We start from the raw sequence: 18,445 nt of genomic DNA, 5'->3' as shown, positions 1-18,445 counted from the left end.
GCCGTCGCCCACGTGGGCGGCGGCCTCGGCAAGCGGCTCGCCGGTGCCGGGTGCGGCGACGACGAGGGCGACGGCCTCGCCGAGGGCGCTCGCGGCGGCGAGGAGTCCGGCGGCGCTCGGTGCGAGCGAGCCGTCGGGGGCGGTGTCGAGGGCGACGAGGATGGGAGCGGGCATCGGCGGTCTCCGTTCGGGGTGCGGTCGGTCGGGTCGGGGTGCGCGGCTCAGACGAGCCGGTGCTCGACGAGGTAGGCGGCGAGCTTGCGCCCGGCCTCGCCGTCGTCGGTGATCTTGACGCCCGCGGTGCGGGGCGGGCGTGCCGCGACCGAGACGAGGATCGAGTGCGGCACCTCGGGGGCCTCCGGCGCGGGAACGCCCTCGAGGTCGGCGAGCGCGAGCTGCTCGAGCGGCTTCTTCTTGGCCGCCATGATCCCCTTGAAGTTCGCGAAGCGCGGGTCGGGCAGCCGCTCGGTGATCGAGACGACGGCCGGGAGCTCGGCGGAGAGGCGCTGCACGCCGCCGTCGACGCCGCGCGCGCCGGTGAGCGAGGCCCCGTCGGCGGCGACGTCGAGCGAGTCGAGCCCGGTCGCCTGCGCGGCGTCGAGCAGTTCGGCGAGCATCGCGGGGATCGCGCCGCCCCCGCCGTCGGTCGACTGGTCGCCCGCGATGACGAGGTCGAAGCCCTCGCGGCGGATCGCCGCGGCGAGCACCTCGGCGGTGAGGCCGAGGTCGGCTCCGGCGAGCGCGGGGTCGACGACGTGCACGGCACGGTCGGCCCCCATCGCGAGCGCCTTGCGCAGGCTCGGCCCGGCGGCCTCGGCACCCATGGACAGCACGACGATCTCGACGCCGTCCCGGGACTCGCGGATGCGCAGCGCGGTCTCGAGCGCGCGCTCGGAGATCTCGTCGGGCACGTGCTCGCTCGCAGCGCGATCGGCGAGGCCGGTCTCGAGGTCGAGCTTGCGGTCGCCGTAGGTGTCGGGAACGTCCTTGACGAGCACGACGATCTTCATCGGGGGTCTCCTCGGTCGGGGTCGGTGGTGGGGTGGGAGTGCGTGGCTGCGGTGGAGTCGGGAGCGGCGTCGGGCTCGGCCCACGCGGCGAGCGCGGTGCCGAGGTCGGGATGCCGCGCCGGCGGCCAGGCGGCCGGTACGGGTGCGGCCGCGCCGAACCGGGGCGCGGGAGCGGGCGCGGTCATCCCGCCCTGCTCGACGAACGCGCCCCGCCCCGCGAGCTGCGGATGCTCGAGGGACTCGTCCCAGGTCAGGACGGGTGCGACGCACGCGTCGAGCGCGTCGAAGCGCCGCATCCACTTGTCGCGGTCGTGCGCGGCGAACGCCGCCGCGAACGCGTCGCGGAGGGCCGGCCAGGATGCCTCGTCCCCGCGGTCCGGGAGGGCGTCGGCGTCGAGGCCGAGCCCGGCGAGCAGGTCGAGGTAGAAGGCGGGTTCGACCGCGGCGACGGCGACGAAGCGCCCGTCGGCGCAGCGGTAGACCGCGTAGAACGGGGCGCCGCCGTCGAGCAGGTTCGCCTCCCGCGTCTCGCTCCACCGCCCCTGCGCGCGCAGCGCCCGCTCCTGGTGGGCGAGCTGGCCGATGCCGTCGACCATCGCGGCCTCGACGAGGCGGCCGCGCCCGGTGCGCTCGCGGGCGAGGAGCCCGGCGAGCACGCCCTCGACGAGGAACATGGCGCCGCCGCCGTAGTCGCCGAGCAGGTTGAGGGGCACGACGGGCCGGTCGGCCGGGCCGATGGCGTGGAGCACGCCCGTCACCGCGAGGTACGTCAGGTCGTGTCCGGCGCGGCCGGCCCAGGGCCCGGTGCGGCCCCACCCGGTCATCCGGGCGTAGATCAGGCGCGGGTCGGCGGCGCGCAGTTCGTCGGGGCCGAGCCCGAGCCGTTCCATGACGCCGGGCCGGTAGCCCTCGACGAGCACGTCGGCGCGGGCGACGAGCTCCCGCACGCGGGCGACGTCCACGGGGTCGGCGAGGTCGGCGGTGGCGTCGGTGCGACCGCGCAGCAGCGTGCCGGCTTCGGCGTCGTAGGGGTTGCCGCCGGGCCGCACGATGCGCAGCACGTCGGCGCCGAGGTCGGCGAGCTGCATGACGGCGTGCGGCGCGGGGCCGAGTGCGGCGAACTCGATCACGCGGATGCCGGCGAGCGGCGGCCGTTCGTCGGACTCGGCCGATTCGGCAGCGGGGCGCGCGCTCGTCCGCGGGCGCGCGCTCGCGTCGGGCGTCGCGGCTGCGGTCTCCATGCGTCGATCACCTCCTCGTGATCACGGCGGCCTCACTCGGCCGGGCAGGACGCCAGTCTGACGGCCGATCCTGAAACCGTCAACCCTGACTTGTTTCGGGCGCGGGTCCGAGCAGCCGATCTCGCACGAGCTCCCGCCAGAGCGCGAGGTTCGGCTCGCTCGACGAATCCGCCCCCGTGATGGCGTACGTAAGGGCCGTGCCGCGCATGCTCGACACGAGCAGCTCCATGAGGTCGGCGAAGCCGGGCCTGGCCGCGAGCTCCGGCCCGAACAGCGCCTGCTGGGTCTCGAGCAGCATCGCGCCCATGCGCCGCTCCGTCGGCAGCAGCGCCGCCCGCAACCGCTCGTCGTGCCGCGCCGCGAGCCACAGCTCGAGCGACGCCTGGAACGCCGCGGCCTGATTCGACGCCCACATCGCGTCGATCGCGACCGCGATGCGGGCGACGGGATCCGCCGGCAGTTCGGCGCCGACGACGAGCTCGTCGAGTCGCGCGGCCGCGAGGTGGTGCACCGCCGCGACGAAGAGCTCCTCGCGCGAGGGGAAGTGATGCAGCAGCCGTCCGCGGGAGACGCCGGCACGCTCCTGCACCCGCACGGTCGAGGCGGCGGCGTAGCCGTCCTCGGCGAGCACGCGGACGGCGGCGTCGAGGATTGCGGCCTGCGTGCGCAGCCCCCGCTCCTGCGGCGGACGGCGGGTGCGGCCGGCCCCGTCGTCCGTCTCGGCGGCGTCGAGCGTCATCGCTGCCTCCCGTCTCGGATGTGGAGGCGACGCTATCCCATGTGCGACGGAGGCGGGCGGGTCCGGTCGCCCGGGCGCCCCCGAGTCGCCGGGGGCGCACTCGACTCGCGCACCGCGAGGGTCGGCGTGAACACGTCCCGCACGTCGTCCTCGCGACCGTCGAGCCGTTCGAGGAGGAGCGCGAGCGCGCGCCGGCCCATCTGCGCGCGCGGCTGGTCGACGCTCGTGAGGTGCGGCCGCGTGCGCGCCGCGAGCGCGGTGTCGTCGTAGCCGACGACCGCGAGGTCGCCGGGCACCGCGATCCCGGCATCCGCGGCCGCATCGATCACGGCGAGCGCCTCGAGGTCGTTGCGCGCGAAGACGGCGTCGTAGCCGTCCGCGCAGGCCGCGACGATCGCGTCGCGGAGGGCGCGTCCGGCGTCGCTCACGACCACGCGGATGTCCGCCGCCCGGCCGCGAGCGGCCATGGCCGCCTCGTAGCCGGCGCGGCGCGCGCGGCCCGCCGGTCCCGTCCCGCTCGTGACGTGCAGGATGCGTCGCCGGCCCGCGTCGAGCAGGTGCTCCACGGCGAGCGCGGCGCCGTGCTCGTCGTCGTTGCGCACGACGTCGATGCCGGGCAGGTCGATCTCGGGACGCCCGACGAGCACGACGGGCACGCGCCGCGCGACCGCGAGCAGTCGCTCCGGCTCGACGCGGGACCCGATGACGACGAGGCCGTCGACGTTGAGCCCGAGCAGCAGGTCGAGGTGGCGATGACGGCGCTCCGGCTCGCGCGCGCCGGGCACCATGATCACGGAGAGCCCGGCGTCGACGCCCGCGCCTTCGAGCCCCTCGACGACGTCGGTGTGGTACGGGTTCTCGAGGCTCGAGGGGAGCGCGCCGACGAGCCGGGTGCGCCCCTGCTTGAGCGAGCGGGCGAGGGCGTTGGAGCGGTAGCCGAGTTCGGCGGCGGCCTGCACGATCCGCTCCCGCGTGGCCGCGCCGACGCCGGCATCGCCGCGCAGGGCGAGCGAGACGAGCGACTTGGAGACGCCGGCGCTGCGGGCGACGTCGTGGAGCGTGGGACGGGGCGGCACACCTCCATTCTGGACGATCGACTGGACGGGGCTGGAACGTTCCAGGAGCGTTCACCGAACGGTCACCGACCCGCCCCCGACCGGCCCCCGCCCATCCGTACGTTCGTCACCCGTGACCAGCACCGCATCGACGGGGTTCGCCCCCGCCGCCACCCGACTCCCAGCGCCGCAGGACGGCCCCGCCGACCCCGACCGCGACCACGGCCTCGCCCTGCGCCCCGACGCCCTGCTGCTCGACTTCGGCGGCGTGGTCTTCGAGACGACGAAGCGGCCGGACGGCATCGCGCGCTTCGCCGAGCGGGTGCGGACCGAACTCGCCCGCGGCGGGTTCGAGCGCACGCACGCGGAACTCGTCGAGGTGATCTCCGGGGGCCAGCGCGCGCTGAAGGACTGGAAGAACTCCGAGAGCCGCCGGCTCTCCCCCACCGAGCTCGACCCGCGCACGATCGTGACGGAGTACCTGTTCTCCCCGCTCCCGGCCGCCGAGCGGGAACTGCTCGCCGGCAGCGCCGGCACCCTGCTGGCCGAACTCACCTCGACGGTCAGCGACCACCGCGTCCGCCCGGGCATCCCCGAACTGCTGGCCCTCGCGCGCGAGCTCGGCGTCAAGGTCGGCATCGTCTCGAACGCCCACTCGGGCCGCTCGCACCGGACCCTCATCGCGGCCAACGGCCTGGCGGCGGCCTTCGACGTGCAGGCGTACTCCGACGAGGTCGGCCTCCGGAAGCCGCATCCCGGCTTCATCGAGTTCACCGCGCGCGCGCTCGGCACGACCGCCGCGCGCTGCTGGTACGTCGGCGACACCCTCGATCGCGACGTCGTCGCCGGGCGGCGCTCGGGCGTCGGCGCCGTCGTGCTCATCCGCCACCACCGCACCGACACCCCGCCCTACCCCGTCGCCGAGACGGCGGACGCGGTCTTCGACACCCCCGAAGGCCTCATCCCGCTGCTGCGCGACGCCCGCCCGCGCCCCCAGGCCGCACCGACCGACGCGACGCCGTCGAAGCCGCTGACGCCGTCGGAGCCCACGGCGCCCTGGACGGCGACCCGCCCGTCGGCGCTCCTCCTCGACCACGGCGGCGTGCTCGTCGTGTCGCGGCCCGATGAGGATGCCCGACGCGCGTTCGCCGCGGACCTCGCCGCGGGTCTCCGTCGCGCCGGGTACGCCGTGTCCGACGCGGCGGCGGCGGCCGCCGTCGCCGACGGCCGCGCTCGGCAGAAGGCGTGGAAGAACCGCCCCGATGCCGACGACCGCGAGGTCGACCCGGGGATGTTCTGGGTCGACTTCGTCGGGCCGTCGCTCGAGCACGCCGGCGCGGGCGTCCGCGAGTGGCTCCGAGCGGAGTCGTGGGCGCTCATGCTCGGCTACGCCCGCAGCAAGAGCCGCGCCGAACTCCGCAGCGGCGTCCGCGGCCTGCTCGAACTCGCGCACGCCGAGGGCATCCCGGTCGCCGTCGTGTCGAACACCGTCTGCGGACGAGCCGTGCGCGAGGAGCTCGCCGGCTTCGGCATCGAGCACCTCGTCGGCGCGCACGTCTACTCCGACGAGCTCGGCTGGCGCAAGCCCTCCCCCCGCCCGGTCGAGGCCGCGCTCACGGCCCTGGACGCCGACCCGGCGACCGCCTGGTTCGTCGGCGACAAGCCGCACCGCGACGTCGCGGCCGCCCGATCCGCCTCCGTCGGCACGAGCGTGCTCGTGCGAGGCGGCGCCTTCCGCGGCGAGCCCGCCGACGGACCCGCCCCCGACCTCGTCGTCGACGAGGTCGACCACCTGCTCGACCTCCTGCGCACCACCCTCCACCCCACCTCTGAATCGGAGTAGACGGCGATGTCCGACACCACCACCCCCACGACCTCCACGACGCCGACCGGCAGCCCGCGCCTCCGGCCCGTGCGCGAGCCGAACACCCTCACGACGCCCCAGAAGCTCATGGTCCTCGTGCTCTCGATGACCCTGTTCGGCCTGTCCGACCTCGTCGCCGAGGTCATCCCCTCGTTCGAGGTCGGCCCGTTCGAGTTCGAGATCGCCTACTTCGCGTTCATCCCCGTCGTGCTCGCGGCGCTCTTCAGCCCGATCTGGGTCGCGATCGGCGCCCCGCTCGGCGCGATCATCTTCGCGGAGCTCATGCTCGGCGACTTCTCGGGCCTCGGCGAGGTCGAGGGCTACCTCCAGGCGCTCGTCGGCATCGCGGTCGCCGGCTGCCTCGTGCGCGACCCGCGCAACAAGGCCCAGCTCTTCTGGGCGTCGATCGTCTTCGTCGCGATCGACAAGGTCAGCTCGGGCCTCATCGACCTCGTCAAGGTCGGCGTCGGCATCGACCCCGACACCCTCGAGGAGAGCGACGGCCTCTTCCAGGCGGTGCTCGTCTCCGAGACCATCGAACTCGTCCTCGCGCTCGTCGTGACGGGCATCCTGTTCGGCGCCCTGCCCGCGATGTGGCTCGCCCCGCGCCTCTACGGCAAGATCGAGCCGCTGCTCGGGATGCGCCCCCGCGACCCGCAGCACCCGCCGCGCCTCATCGGCACGAACGGCGCCCCGTGGTGGATCCTCGCCGTCGTCGGCCTGCTCGTGGCGGTCGCGACGGGCGTGCTGTCGCAGTGGGAGGAGTTCCTCGGCGTCGAGGAGGGCGTCACCGCCTTCGGCGCCTTCGAGCCCGACTACATCGAGGAGTACGGCCAGTCCTACGTCTGGGTCGCGATCATCGTCGCCGTCGTCGCCCTCGCCGTCGTCGTGACGGTCGTCGCGATCGCGTCGAAGCGGCGCAAGGCGAAGACCGCGGCGATCGAAGCGCGATCGTGACGGCCGCGGCGATCGAGGTCGCCGGGCTCGCCTTCCGCTACCCCGGTGCCGACGACGAGTCGCTCCGCGGCGTCGACCTGCGGATCGAGGCCGGCGACTTCGTCGCCGTGGTCGGCGGCAACGGCAGCGGCAAGTCGACGCTCTGCAAGACGTTCAACGGGCTCGTGCCGCACTTCTGGGACGGCGACTTCGCGGGCGAGGTGCGGGTGTTTGGCGAGGACACCCTCGAGTCCTCCGTCTCGGCGCTCGGCCGGGACGTCGGCTACGTCGCGCAGGACTTCGGCAACCAGCTCGTGCGGCCGACGGTGCGCGAGGACGTCGCCTTCGCCCCGATCAACTTCGGACTCGAAGACTGGCCGGCCCGCACCGAGGCGGCGCTCGAGGCGCTCGACCTCGGCCCGATCGCCGACCGATTCACGTGGCAGCTCTCGGGCGGCCAGCAGCACCTGACCGCGATCGCGGGCGCGATCGCCGTCGCCCCGCGGGTGCTCATCGTCGACGAGCCCGTCGCGGAGGTCGACCCCGAGCGGGCCGACGACGTCTACCGGCATCTCGAGCGGCTCAACCGCGAGCACGGCATCACGATCGTCGTCATCGAGCACCATGCGGAGTTCGTGGCCCGGTACGCCCGCTCCGTCGTCCTCATGGAGGACGGCCGGGTGCGCTGGCACCTGCCGGTGCGCGAGGCGCTCGGGCGCGCCCGCGACCTGGAAGCCGCGCACATCCCCGTGCCCCCGGTCGCCGCGCTCGTGCGCGCCCTCGACCCCGACGCCCCGGTGCCGCTGACCGTGGAGGAGACGCTCGCCTGGGTCGGCGCCAACGCCGAGGTCGCACCGGCAGCCGGCACCGAGGCGGCCTCGGTGCCCGAGTCTGCATCCGACCCGGCCGTCGAGCGCGCGGTCGTCGCGAGCGTCCGCGGCGCGCGGCACTCGTACCGCACCGTCGTCGGCCCGCGCGTCCCCGTCCTCGACGGCGTCGACCTCGACCTCCGCGACGGCGAGCGGGTCGCGCTCGTCGGGGGCAACGGCGCCGGCAAGTCCACACTGCTGTCGCTGCTGTCGGGTCTGCTCGTGCCGCAGGCGGGCACGGTCGTGGTCGACGGCGTCGACACTCGCGCCTCGACGCCCGCCGCCCTCGCCGACCACGTCGCCCTCCTCGGGCAGCGCCCCGGCGAGATGTTCCTCACCGACTCGGTGCGCGGCGACGTCGCGATGTTCCCCGCGGGCCGGGGCGCGCCGGACGCCGACGACCTCGTCGACGAGGTGCTCGACCGCTTCGCGCTCCGCCCGTTCGCGGACCGCGACGGACGGCTGCTCTCGGGCGGCCAGCAGCGCCGCGTCACGCTCGCGATCGGGCTCGCGATGCGCCCGAAGCTGCTGCTGCTCGACGAGCCGACGTCGAGCCTCGATCTGCGCAGCCGGGACGACGTCGTCGCCCTGCTCGCGGCCCTCGCCGACCGCATCCGCTGCGTCGCCGTCGCGACCCACGACATGCACCTCGTGGCCGAGTGGGCCGACCGCGTCGTCGTGCTCGAGGCCGGTCGCGTCGCCGCCGACCTCGCCCCCGCCGAACTCTTCGACGATCCCGAGCTGCTCCGACGGGCGCGGCTCGTGCCGCCGCAGATCACCGAGGTCGGGCGCGGCCTCGGCGTGCGCCCGCTGCCGTTGTCGCTCGACGAACTCCTCGAGCGGCTCGTGCTCCGCCCGGTCGGGGCCGTCGCATGAGCGCCGTGCTCGACCGATCGGATGCCCGCGGCGACACCCGCACCGTCGCGAGCGCGAACCGGCCCGCCCGGCGGAAGCCCCGGGCCTCCCGCGACGGACTCTCCGTCGAGTGGGTGAAGCTCGAGCTCATGCGGGTCGCGTACGCCACGCGCGGCGGCTTCCTCGCCGTGCGCGACCCGCGCGCCGTGCTCGCCTGGTACCTCATCGCCTCGATCGCGCCGTGGTTCACGTACTCGACGACGACGCTCGCGCTCCTGTTCGTCGGCGCCGCGCTCGCGGCCGTCTTCGCCCGCATCGGGCCGCTCCTGCTCGCGCTCTTCGTGATCGGGATGGCCGGGCAGGGCGTCTGGGTGCTCGCCATGGCCTGGGTGTTCAGCGGCGAGGCCGACTCGATCGCCGGCATCGTCGACTTCTCGCTCAAGGTCGGCGCCGTCTCGCTCGTCACGATGGCGGCGTTCGTCTCGCTCGACCCGGAGAAGGCCTCGGACGCCCTCCTGGCGCTCCGCGCACCCGTGTTCGTCGGCTTCGCCGTGAACTACGGCTATCGGATGCTGCCCGTGCTCGTCGACGAGTACCACGCGATCGTCGACGGCCACCGCGTGCGGTCCGCGCCGCTGCGCTCGCGCGGCTTCCTCGGGCACCGGTGGCTGCTCCGCACGGCCCGCATCGCCGTGCACTCCTTCTACCCGCTCATGCTCAACACCGCGCTGCGCACCCGCACGACCGTCGAGATGCTCGAGACGAAGGGCTTCGGCCACGCGACGGCGTCCGAGGCGGTGCGGAAGGTCAGACTCGCGCACCTGCGCTTCGGCGCCGCCGACGTGCTGCTGCTCGTCGCGACCGTGCTCGCGATCGCCCTGGCGTTCGTGCTCGGGTCCGCGTTCCCCGTGCTCGGCTGAGCTCCCGGTCCGGCACTCCCGAAGCCGGTCCGGACGACGACGGGCGGGCATCCGATGAGGATGCCCGCCCGAGCCGTGCGCTCGGCGGCTCAGCCCTTCGGGTCGAAGCCGCCGGTCGCGGTGTCGACGAGCTCGCCGGCGGGCGCCGCGGGCGACGTGCCCTTGGCCGCCGCGCGCTGCTCGGCCTCCAGTCGCTCGGCCTCCTCGCCGCCGAGTGCCTCGCCGCGGGCGACGAGCCCGGCCTCGTCGGAGAGCGGGATCTCCTTGAGGAAGAACGAGAGCACGAGCGAGATGGCGATGAAGGGCAGCAGGTACCAGAACACGGGGGCGAGCGCGTCGGCGTAGGCGTCGACGATGCCGTCGCGGACCGGCTCCGGCAGCGAGTTCAGGACCGCCGGGGTGATGGCCGACGTCGCCGACGAGGCATCCGTCGCGTTCGCGCCCGACGCCAGGAAGACGTCGGTGAGGTTCTCGGTGAGCCGCGACGTGAAGATCGCGCCGAAGACGGCGGTGCCGAGCGCCGCGCCGACCTCGCGGAAGTAGTTGTTCGAGCTCGTCGCCGTGCCGATCTGCGTCGGCGGCACCGCGTTCTGCGCCACGAGCACCACGACCTGCATGATGAGGCCGAGGCCCGCGCCGAACACGAACAGGTACGAGCAGATCAGCCAGATCGGGGTGGATGCGGCGAGCGTCGTCATCGCGACCATGGCGGCACCGACGATGATCGAGCCGAGGATCGGGTAGATGCGGTACTTGCCGGTCTTCGTGATCGCGATGCCCGAGCCGATCGATGTGCCGAGCATGCCGACCATCATCGGGATCATGAGCAGGCCGGACGCGGCCGCCGACGTGCCGGAGGACATCTGCAGGAAGGTCGGCACGAAGCCGATGGCCGCGAACATGCCGATGCCGAGCGTCATACCGATGGCGGTCGCGTTGACGAAGATCGGGTTCTTGAACAGCGAGAGCGGGATGATCGGGTCGGCGACCTTGCGCTCGACGAGCACGAACGCGACGGCCGCGACGAGCAGGCCGGCGCCCCACATCCAGGTGACGCTCGAGTCCCAGCCGTACTCGCGGTCGCCGCCGAAGTCGGTGAAGAAGATGAGGCAGGTCGTCGCGATCGAGAGGAACACGACGCCGAAGACGTCGATGGGCGCGGTCGCCTTCTTCGAGGGCAGCTTGAGCGCGAAGACGGCGACGAGGAACGCGGCGATGCCGATCGGGATGTTGATGTAGAACGCCCACTGCCACGTGAGGTGGTCGACGAAGAAGCCGCCGAGCAGCGGGCCGGCGACGGCCGAGAGGCCGAAGATCGCGCCGAGGGGGCCGAGGTACTTGCCGCGCTCGTTGGCGGGCACGATGTCGGCGATGATCGCCTGCGAGAGGATCATAAGGCCGCCGCCGCCGAGGCCCTGGAGGGCGCGGAAGACGACGAAGCTCCAGAAGTCGCCCGCGAACGCGCAGCCGACGGAGGCGGCCGTGAAGAGGGCGATCGCGATGAGGAAGAGCGGCCGTCGGCCGATCACGTCGCCGAACTTGCCGTAGATCGGCATGACGATCGTGGTCGCGAGGATGTACGCGGTCGTGATCCAGACCTGGTGCTCGACGCCGCCGAGCTCGCCGACGATCGTCGGCATGGCGGTCGAGACGATGGTCTGGTCGAGGCTCGAGAGCAGCATGCCCGCGATGAGGGCGCTGAAGATGATCCAGATGCGCCGTTTCGTCAACAGGAACGGCGCGGAGGCGGTCGTGGTCATGGGGTCCGTTCGTCGGGTGGGAGCGGGGGATGGACGCCGGCGGGTGGCCGGCGGAGCGTGGGGGTGGGACTCGGGCGGTACGGCGACGGCCGGGGGCGCTCGCCGTGGCGGTGTCAGGCGAACAGCTCGCGCACCGCGGCGAGACGGCGGCGGATGATCGTCGCGAAATCGTCGGCGTCGGTCGCGAAGACCTCTTCGTTCGTGAGCCGCAGCAGACCGCCGACGACGTGCACGGCGGCCGCGGCCCTGAGATCGCCGCTCACCAGCCGCTCGCGCCGTTCGACGAGCACGATGTCGCCGCGCTCGGCCGCGTCGAGCTGCTGGAGCATGACGCCGAGCAGCTTGGGCTCGCGGTCGATGAGGGCGAGGAGCTCGCTCGCATCGGCTGCGCCGAGCCCGAGCTGCTCCCAACGGTGGAGGTTGAGCTCGACGAGCGCATCGATGATCGTGCCAAGGCCGGTCGGCCCGGCCTCGACGAAGGCCGCTTCGACCTCGTCGGCGTCGTCGCGCAGCGGGATGCCGACGACGGCGAGCTCCTTGCTGGCGAAGTAGTTGAAGAACGTGCGCCGGGAGACGCCGGCGTCCTCGCAGACCTCTTCGACGGTGAAGCCGGCGAGCCCGTGCTCGAGCGTGCGCCGCCGGGCGGCGGCTTTGAGGGCGCGAGTCGTCTCGACGCGACGCGACTCGCGGAGTCCGGTTGCACTCTCGACCATGAAGTGCATGATTGCACTTCGATAGACCGAGTGCAAATTCGGATGCTCGAGGTCGTGCCTGCCGCGATGTCGGCGCAGACGGGCAGACTCGGGAACATGACCGAGATCGGCACTCCCGGCGGCTCCGCAGAACGGCCCGCGCGCTTCTTCGCCGACGCGGCCGAGTTCCGCGCCTGGCTCGAGGCCAACCACGAGACCGCGACCGAACTCTGGATGGGGCTCTACAAGAAGCACGTTCCCGATCGCGGCCTCACGTGGGAGCTCGCCGTGCCCGAGGCCCTCTGCTTCGGCTGGATCGACTCCGTGTCCCAGCGCATCGACGAGGATGCACGTCGCCAGCGCTGGACCCCGCGCAAGTCCACGAGCGTGTGGTCGAACATCAACATCGCCCACGTCGAACGGCTCACCGCCGCCGGCCTCATGCATCCGGCCGGCCTCGCGGCCTTCGAGCGTCGCAAGCCCGAGCGCAGCGGCGTCTACTCCTTCGAGCACACCGGCGCCGGGTTCCCGCCCGAGTACGCCGCGCGCATCGCCGCGCACCCGGCCGCGACGGCCTTCCTGAACGAGTCGACCCCGACCTACCGCCGCACCGTCGAGCACTGGATCACGCAGGCCAAGCAGGAGGCCACGCGCGAGCGACGCCTCGTGCAGCTCATCGACGACAGCGCCGGCGGCCGTCTCATCCCGCCGCAGCGCTACGGCACGACGCCGAAGTGGGTCGAGCGCGCCGCGGCCGCGGCGCGCGAGGCGCACGGCCCCGCCGCGGCCCCGCAGGTCGAGTAACGAAGCGTATCGACGCCCCGCAGGTCGAGTAGCGAAGCGCATCGAGCCCCCGCAGGTCGAGTAGCGAAGCGTATCGAGCCCCCGCAGGTCGAGTAGCGAAGCGTATCGAGACCCCGCGAGTCGACCTCCGGGGTCTCGATCTGCTCCTTCGTCGCTCCTCGACCGACGGACTGCGGACTACTCCACTCGCGCGGGCGCGGCCTCCGCCGTCCCGACCTGCGCATCCTCTGCGGCGGCCGGCGCGGCGTGGTGCGCCCGCTCGAGGGCGGCGCCTTCCACGTCGACGTTCGGCATGACCTTGTCGAGCCACTTCGGGATCCACCACGCCGACTTGCCGAGCAGGTGCATGAGCGCGGGCATGAGGAGCATCCGCACCACGAAGGCATCCGCGAGCACGCCGAAGGCGAGGCCGAACCCGATCGAGCGGATCATGACCGACTCGGCGAAGATGAAGCCGCCGAACACCGAGATCATGATGAGCGCCGCCGCCGTCACGACGGAGCGCCCCGCCCGGAAGCCCTTCGCGACCGCCAGCCGCGCCGGAGCGCCGTGGACGTACGCCTCCCGCATGCCGGAGGCGAGGAAGAGCTGGTAGTCCATCGCGAGTCCGAAGAGGATGCCGACGAGGATGACCGGCAGGAAGCTCAGGATCGGGCCCGCCTGGATGCCGAGGAAGTCGGCGCCCCAGCCCCACTGGAAGACCGCGGTCACCGCGCCGTAGGTCGCGAACAGGGACAGGACGAACCCGCCCGTCGCGATGATCGGCACGAGCAGGGAGCGGAACACCAGGATCATGATGAGCAGCGACAGGCCGACCACGACGACGAGGTAGATCGGCAGCACGTCGGCGAGGTTCTGCGAGATGTCGATGTTGATCGCGGCCTGACCGGCGACGCCGAGCGTGATGCCGCCGTCGAGCTCGCCGAGGCCGCGCAGGTCGCGCACGAGCTGCTCGGTCGAGATGCTGTTCGGCCCCTCCTCCGGCACGACCTGGAACGCCATGACCGTGTTGTCGTCGTTCGTCGCGATCGGCGCGACGGCGACGACGCCGCCCTGATCGGAGATCGTCTGCGCGATCTCGAGCTGCGTCGAGATGACGTCGTCGTCGTCGAGCCCCGCGGGCACGTCGGCGACGACGAGGAGCGGACCGTTCGCTCCGGCGCCGAACTGCTCCTCGGTGATGACGAACGACTGGTGCGCCGTCGACTCCTCGGACTCCGAGCCGCCGTCGGGCAGACCGAGCCGCATGTCGAGGGCGGGGATCGCGACCACGAGCAGGGCCGCGGAGGCCGCGAGGACCGTGACGATCGCGCGCCACGTCGACATCGGCTTCGCCTTGACGTCCTCGTGGTGGACCTGGCCGACCTTCGCGCGGGCGCGCTTGCCGAGGATGCGCATGCCGGCGAGGCCGAGGAGCGCCGGGGTCGCGGTGAGCGCGATGAGCACCGCGATGAGCACGCTGAACGCGCCGACGGTGCCCATGAGGCCGAGGAACGGCACCCCCGTGACGTTGAGCGCGAGGAGGGCGATGATGACGGTCGCGCCGGCGAACGCGACCGCGTTGCCCGCGGTGCCGTTGGCGAGGCCGACCGACTCGCGCAGCTCGGCGCCCTCGAGCAGCTGCTTGCGATGCCGGTTGATGATGAAGAGCGAGTAGTCGATGCCGACCGCGAGGCCGAGCATGATGCCGAGCACCGGGGTGACCGAGGCCATGTCGACGACGCCCGAGAACGAGAGCGCGCCGAGCGCGCCGACGCCCACGCCGAAGAGCGCGGTGACGAGCGGCAGCGATGCGGCGAGGGCCGAGCCGAGCATGACGAGCAGCACGATCGCGGCGAAGACGACGCCGACGATCTCGCCGACGCCGACGACCGCCGGCACTTCCTGCGCGATCGTCGTGGAGAACGACACCGAGACGCCGTCGATCGGCTCGGACTCGAAGTACTCGATGGTCGCGTCCTTCGTCGACTGCTCGAGTTCGAGCATGGGCACGTCGTAGCCGACGTTCACGAGGGCCGTGGAGCCGTCCTCCGAGACGACGCCGATGCCCTCGGCGAGGCCCGCGAGCTCCGCACCCTGCTCGAGCTGCTGGGCCTGCGCGTCGAGCTCCGTCCGGCCCTCGTCGAGCTTCGCCTGCTGCTCGGCGATCTGGTCGTCGCCGGCGTCGAGCTGGGCCTGCTGCGCGTCGAGCTGCGCCTGCTGCGCGTCGAGCTGCGTCGTCGGCATGCCGGCGGCCTCGAGCTGCTGACGGGCGGCGTCGAGCTGCGCCTGCGCGGCGTCGAGCTGCGCCTGGCCGTCGGCCGCCTGCTGCGTCGCCGCGTCGAGCTGCGCCTGTCCGTCGGCGAGTTGCTGCTCGGCGGCCTCGATCTGCGTGCGGCCGTCGGCGAGCTGCTGGGTCTGGTCGGCGAGCTGCTGCTGCGCGTCGAACGGGTCGACGACGGATGCCACGCCGTCGAGATCCTCCGCGCCGGCGGCGAGGTCGCTGATCGCGGCGCGCTGCTCGTCGGTGAAGGCCGAGCCGTCGTCGGTCTGGAAGACGACCGTGCCCGCGGCGCCCGCGTAGTCGGGCAGTTCCTCCGCGAGTTCGTCCGTGACCTCGCCGGAGGCCGTGCCGGGGATGTCGAAGCTCGTCGCGAGCCCCTTGAACCCGATGAGGAACCCGCCGACGGCGATGCCGAGGACGACGATCCAGGCGATGATCACCGTCCAGGCCCGCCGCGCGGAGAACTTCCCCAGGCGATACAACAACTCGGCCAAAATCCGCTCCCTGATGCTCAGCAGCCCGCCGCGCAGCGGGGGTCGCCGCGTCGGCCGCTTCGCTGCGACGCCAAGAATACGCAACGGTGCGTCTCGTTGACTGGACGTAGAATGTGAAGATGGCCGAACGACGTCGGGGAGCGGTGCGCAACGAAGCCGCACGGCTTGCGATCCTCGAGGCGACCGCCACCCTCTTCGCCGAGCGCGGCTACGACCACTTGAGCATCGAGGGCATCGCCGCGCAAGCGGGAGTGGCCAAACAGACCGTGTACCGGTGGTGGCCCGGCAAGAGCGCCCTCATCGCCGACTGCCTCCTCGAGGGGATGCTGCTGCCGGTCGACCTGCGGGTGCTGCCCGACTCGGGCGACCTCCGCGCCGACATCACCACGTGGCTCGACACCGTCGTCGGCCTCCTCGAGAGCCCGTCGGCGCAAGGGCTGTTCCGCTCCCTGCTCGCCGCCTCCTCGGCCGACGAGACGGTGGGCCAGCGGTTGCGCGACGGCATCGCCGAACCGGCGCTGTTCGCCGACCGGCTCCGCGCCGCGGCGGACTCCGGCGAGATCCGCGCCGACCTGCGGCTCGACCTCGTGCCCGAGGGCCTCATCGGGCCGCTCATGTTCCGCGCCCTCAACCGCGTGCCCGCCGAACCCGGCTACGCCGCCGCGCTCGTCGCGCTCGTCCTCGGACCGCGCCCGGCGCCGCCGACGTCTTGAGGACGTCGGCGGCGCCGGAGCGACCGGCTCAGGCCGCGGTGCCGGCGCCGTCCTGCAGCGCCGCGCGCAGGCGGGCGCGGGCGTCGGCGTCGAAACCCGACTGGTCGAGGTAGGCCCCGAGCCCGCCGTGCTCGTCGATCGACGCGAACACGGACTCGAGCGCGGCGCGCGGGCTGCCGGTGATGAGCTCGACGAGGTCGGGCGTCGGCTCGACGCCGTGGGCGCGCACGCCCGCGAGCATCCGCTCCGCCCACTCCCCCGCGAGGAAGCCCGCGGTCGCCTCGTAGTCGGTCAGGATCGTCTCGCGGTCGACGCCCGCGACCGCGAGCGCGAGGGCGACGACGACGCCCGTGCGGTCCTTGCCCGCGGTGCAGTGCACGAGCACGCCGCCGTCGGCATCCGCGATCTCGCCGAGCGCGGCCGCGATGGCCGCCCCGGACTGGCCGACCATCATGAGGTAGAGGTCGCCGAGCGAGATCGGGCCGCCGAGCATCGAGCCGATCGAGCCGCTGAAGAGCGGGTTCGCGACGACCTCGATGCCCGTGCCCTCGAGGTCGTCGGGGGTGAGGGCGGACTCCTCGGGCGTGCGCAGGTCGATGACGCGGCGGATGCCGAGGTCGGCGACGGCCGCGCGGCCCGCCTCCCCGAGCTGCCCGATCGCGTCGGAGCGGAACAGCCGGCCGGGGCGGACGCCCTCGGGCGCGACCTCGCGGAAGTTGTGCGTGCCGGGCACGTCGATGCGGGTGACGTCTGCGGTGTCGGTCATGGGGGTGATCCTTCCAGTTCTGGCTGCGCGCTCAGTGCGAGAGCGCGGATTCGCGCTCGTCCGGGGCGGTGCCGGCGGGCGCAGCGAGCGCGTCGGGGGTCGTGGTCGGGGTCGCCGCCGCAGCGGCGGCCGTCGCGGCATCCGCCGAGCTCGATCCCGGCAGGGGCGCGCGCAGCGCGGTGATGCGACGAAGCGGGAGCAGGGAGGCGAGCACGAGCACGCCGCCGACGAGGTAGAGCGCGAGGTAGTTGCCGGTGCCGCCCGTGAACGGGTCGGTGTTGCCGCCGATGAGCAGCAGGAACGGCGCGAGGGCGGGGGCGAGCGACTCGGGCAGCTTCTTCGCCATGACGAAGGCGCCGAGGTAGCGGCCCGACTCGGCGGCGGGCACGATGCGCAGCACGAGGGCGAGGTCGACGGCGTAGTAGCAGCCGAGGGCGAAGCCCGCGAGCGCGTTGGCGAGGAAGAAGAACACGATGCCGGCGGTGAACGCCTTGATGAGGCACGCGATCGCGAGCAGGAGCACGGCCGTCACGACGAACGGGCCGTAGTTCCCGCGGCGGCCGGCCCAGACGCCGCAGACCGCGGCGGCGACGATGCTGAGCACGCCGACGAGCAGCGCGGTGACGCCGCTGAGGTTCGTCGCGGTCGCAGTGTCGAGTTCCATGCGCGTGAGCAGGTAGTAGAGGCCGAACGAGCCCATCAGCATGTAGCCGAACTGCACGACGAAGCGCTGGAGCCACACCCAGGCGAACTGGGGCACGGCGCGGGGGTCGAACACGAGGGAGGCGGCGACGCTGCGGAGGTCGGGGCGGCCGACCTGCGCGCGGGTGACGGGCTGGTCGGTGAGGAAGGGGGCCAGGGCGAGCACGACGACGATCGCGACGATCGGCAGGATGCTGAAGGCGAGCACGAGGTGGCTCTTGAGCGCCGTCGCGATGATGATCGCGGGGATGAGGCCGGCGAAGGCACCCGCCCCGAAGATGCCGGAGGCCTTGGCCCGCTGCGCGTCGGGGATGCGGTCGCCGATCATGCCGTAGAGGGCGGCGAGCGTGGCCGCGTACCCGAGGTTCGCGAGCGTCCAGCACACGGTGAACGTGACGAGGTCGCCGGCGAGCGCGGCGACGACGATGAGCGGCGAGCCGAGCAGCACGCCGCCGACGATCCACGGGCGACGGCGGCCGAAGCGGCCGACCGTGCGGTCGGAGAGGTGGCCGAAGATCGGCGTGCACACGAGCTGGGCGAGGGCGCCGGCGGCCGTCGCGATCGAGAGCGCGAACTCCTTGCCCATGGCCGGGTCGAGCTCGATCATCTTGAGCGACATGAGGATCGCCATGGGGGCGATCTGCGCCGCGTAGACCACGAACTCGACGGCGGTGATCTGGTAGATCACGCGCGTCTTGACGGCGGCGGTCGGGGCGGCCGGGGGCGCGGCTTCGGTCACGGGACGGGGTCCTTTCGCAGGAT

At 73.2% G+C, this 18,445-nt stretch carries 15 protein-coding genes; 6 read left to right on the top strand and 9 right to left on the bottom strand.

The features are described 5' to 3' along the window. Nucleotides 1–221: 221 nt before the first annotated feature. From GB864_RS01135 to GB864_RS01120, 4 genes are all read right to left on the bottom strand, one after another. Nucleotides 222–1,010, bottom strand: a complete 789-nt coding sequence (locus GB864_RS01135; protein WP_160422440.1) for an electron transfer flavoprotein subunit beta/FixA family protein — start codon at nt 1,008–1,010, stop codon at nt 222–224. Then, a complete protein-coding gene (locus tag GB864_RS01130) occupies nt 1,007–2,251 on the bottom strand; it encodes a CaiB/BaiF CoA transferase family protein (RefSeq protein ID WP_160422439.1) in 1,245 nt (414 codons plus the stop codon). Before GB864_RS01130 ends, GB864_RS01135 begins: the two co-directional genes overlap by 4 nt. A 79-nt stretch (nt 2,252–2,330) precedes the next feature. Beyond that, nucleotides 2,331–2,990 carry a TetR/AcrR family transcriptional regulator gene (locus tag GB864_RS01125; RefSeq protein WP_160422438.1) on the bottom strand — a complete coding sequence of 220 codons (660 nt, stop codon included), beginning with the start codon at nt 2,988–2,990 and terminating at the stop codon, nt 2,331–2,333. Between the two features lie 32 nt (nt 2,991–3,022). Continuing rightward, on the bottom strand, nt 3,023–4,066 hold the full coding sequence (locus GB864_RS01120; protein ID WP_160422437.1) for a substrate-binding domain-containing protein: 1,044 nt from the start codon (nt 4,064–4,066) through the stop codon (nt 3,023–3,025). 112 nt (nt 4,067–4,178) lie between these two features. Here GB864_RS01120 and GB864_RS01115 point away from each other — a divergent pair, with 112 nt between their 5' ends. Genes GB864_RS01115 through GB864_RS01100 form a run of 4 tightly spaced genes read left to right on the top strand, consistent with a single transcriptional unit; the run spans nt 4,179 to nt 9,489 of the window. Then, on the top strand, nt 4,179–5,888 hold the full coding sequence (locus GB864_RS01115) for an HAD-IA family hydrolase (protein WP_202106898.1): 1,710 nt from the start codon (nt 4,179–4,181) through the stop codon (nt 5,886–5,888). Nucleotides 5,889–5,894: 6 nt separating this feature from the next. Beyond that, nucleotides 5,895–6,866, top strand: coding sequence for a DUF8171 family membrane protein (locus GB864_RS01110; protein WP_160422436.1), 972 nt, complete (start codon nt 5,895–5,897; stop codon nt 6,864–6,866). Then, nucleotides 6,863–8,590, top strand: a complete 1,728-nt coding sequence (locus GB864_RS01105) for an ABC transporter ATP-binding protein (protein WP_336603831.1) — start codon at nt 6,863–6,865, stop codon at nt 8,588–8,590. Before GB864_RS01110 ends, GB864_RS01105 begins: the two co-directional genes overlap by 4 nt. Then, a complete protein-coding gene (locus GB864_RS01100; RefSeq protein ID WP_160422435.1) occupies nt 8,587–9,489 on the top strand; it encodes an energy-coupling factor transporter transmembrane component T family protein in 903 nt (300 codons plus the stop codon). Before GB864_RS01105 ends, GB864_RS01100 begins: the two co-directional genes overlap by 4 nt. Before the next feature lie 89 nt (nt 9,490–9,578). Here the strand turns inward: GB864_RS01100 and GB864_RS01095 are convergent, their stop codons facing one another. Further along, nucleotides 9,579–11,249 carry an MDR family MFS transporter gene (locus GB864_RS01095; RefSeq protein ID WP_160422434.1) on the bottom strand — a complete coding sequence of 557 codons (1,671 nt, stop codon included), beginning with the start codon at nt 11,247–11,249 and terminating at the stop codon, nt 9,579–9,581. Between the two features lie 113 nt (nt 11,250–11,362). Next, complete coding sequence (locus GB864_RS01090) at nt 11,363–11,962, bottom strand: TetR/AcrR family transcriptional regulator (RefSeq protein ID WP_160422433.1); 600 nt, start codon at nt 11,960–11,962, stop codon at nt 11,363–11,365. 96 nt (nt 11,963–12,058) lie between these two features. Here GB864_RS01090 and GB864_RS01085 point away from each other — a divergent pair, with 96 nt between their 5' ends. After that, entirely contained in the window at nt 12,059–12,745 is a 687-nt protein-coding gene (locus GB864_RS01085; RefSeq protein ID WP_160422432.1) for a YdeI/OmpD-associated family protein, read from the top strand. 177 nt (nt 12,746–12,922) lie between these two features. On the opposite strand, the gene GB864_RS01080 is transcribed toward GB864_RS01085, so the two are convergent. Next, nucleotides 12,923–15,502: an MMPL family transporter gene (locus tag GB864_RS01080; RefSeq protein WP_160422431.1), complete on the bottom strand. Its 2,580-nt coding sequence runs from the start codon at nt 15,500–15,502 to the stop codon at nt 12,923–12,925. 119 nt (nt 15,503–15,621) lie between these two features. On the opposite strand from GB864_RS01080, the gene GB864_RS01075 reads away from it, so the two are divergent. Then, nucleotides 15,622–16,215: a TetR/AcrR family transcriptional regulator gene (locus GB864_RS01075; protein WP_160422430.1), complete on the top strand. Its 594-nt coding sequence runs from the start codon at nt 15,622–15,624 to the stop codon at nt 16,213–16,215. 28 nt (nt 16,216–16,243) lie between these two features. On the opposite strand, the gene GB864_RS01070 is transcribed toward GB864_RS01075, so the two are convergent. Together GB864_RS01070 and GB864_RS01065 are read right to left on the bottom strand one after the other, a co-directional pair. Further along, entirely contained in the window at nt 16,244–16,981 is a 738-nt protein-coding gene (locus tag GB864_RS01070) for a tyrosine-protein phosphatase (protein ID WP_160422429.1), read from the bottom strand. A 31-nt stretch (nt 16,982–17,012) separates the two neighbouring features. Next, nucleotides 17,013–18,422: an MFS transporter gene (locus tag GB864_RS01065; RefSeq protein WP_160422428.1), complete on the bottom strand. Its 1,410-nt coding sequence runs from the start codon at nt 18,420–18,422 to the stop codon at nt 17,013–17,015. Between the last annotated feature and the right edge of the window lie 23 nt (nt 18,423–18,445).

It is taken from the genome of Agromyces seonyuensis (genome assembly GCF_009789225.1).
Lineage (GTDB): Bacteria > Actinomycetota > Actinomycetes > Actinomycetales > Microbacteriaceae > Agromyces > Agromyces seonyuensis.
This window is presented reverse-complemented; position numbering and strand designations above follow the sequence as displayed.

Excerpts from the sequence above, each read along its gene's own strand:
- GB864_RS01110 (WP_160422436.1), top strand. The coding sequence starts at position 5,895 with ATGTCCGACACCACCACCCCCACGACCTCCACGACGCCGACCGGCAGC.
- GB864_RS01135 (WP_160422440.1), bottom strand. The coding sequence starts at position 1,010 with ATGAAGATCGTCGTGCTCGTCAAGGACGTTCCCGACACCTACGGCGAC.
- GB864_RS01090 (WP_160422433.1), bottom strand. The coding sequence starts at position 11,962 with ATGGTCGAGAGTGCAACCGGACTCCGCGAGTCGCGTCGCGTCGAGACG.
- GB864_RS01130 (WP_160422439.1), bottom strand. The coding sequence starts at position 2,251 with ATGGAGACCGCAGCCGCGACGCCCGACGCGAGCGCGCGCCCGCGGACG.
- GB864_RS01125 (WP_160422438.1), bottom strand. The coding sequence starts at position 2,990 with ATGACGCTCGACGCCGCCGAGACGGACGACGGGGCCGGCCGCACCCGC.
- GB864_RS01095 (WP_160422434.1), bottom strand. The coding sequence starts at position 11,249 with ATGACCACGACCGCCTCCGCGCCGTTCCTGTTGACGAAACGGCGCATC.
- GB864_RS01100 (WP_160422435.1), top strand. The coding sequence starts at position 8,587 with ATGAGCGCCGTGCTCGACCGATCGGATGCCCGCGGCGACACCCGCACC.
- GB864_RS01085 (WP_160422432.1), top strand. The coding sequence starts at position 12,059 with ATGACCGAGATCGGCACTCCCGGCGGCTCCGCAGAACGGCCCGCGCGC.
- GB864_RS01075 (WP_160422430.1), top strand. The coding sequence starts at position 15,622 with ATGGCCGAACGACGTCGGGGAGCGGTGCGCAACGAAGCCGCACGGCTT.
- GB864_RS01070 (WP_160422429.1), bottom strand. The coding sequence starts at position 16,981 with ATGACCGACACCGCAGACGTCACCCGCATCGACGTGCCCGGCACGCAC.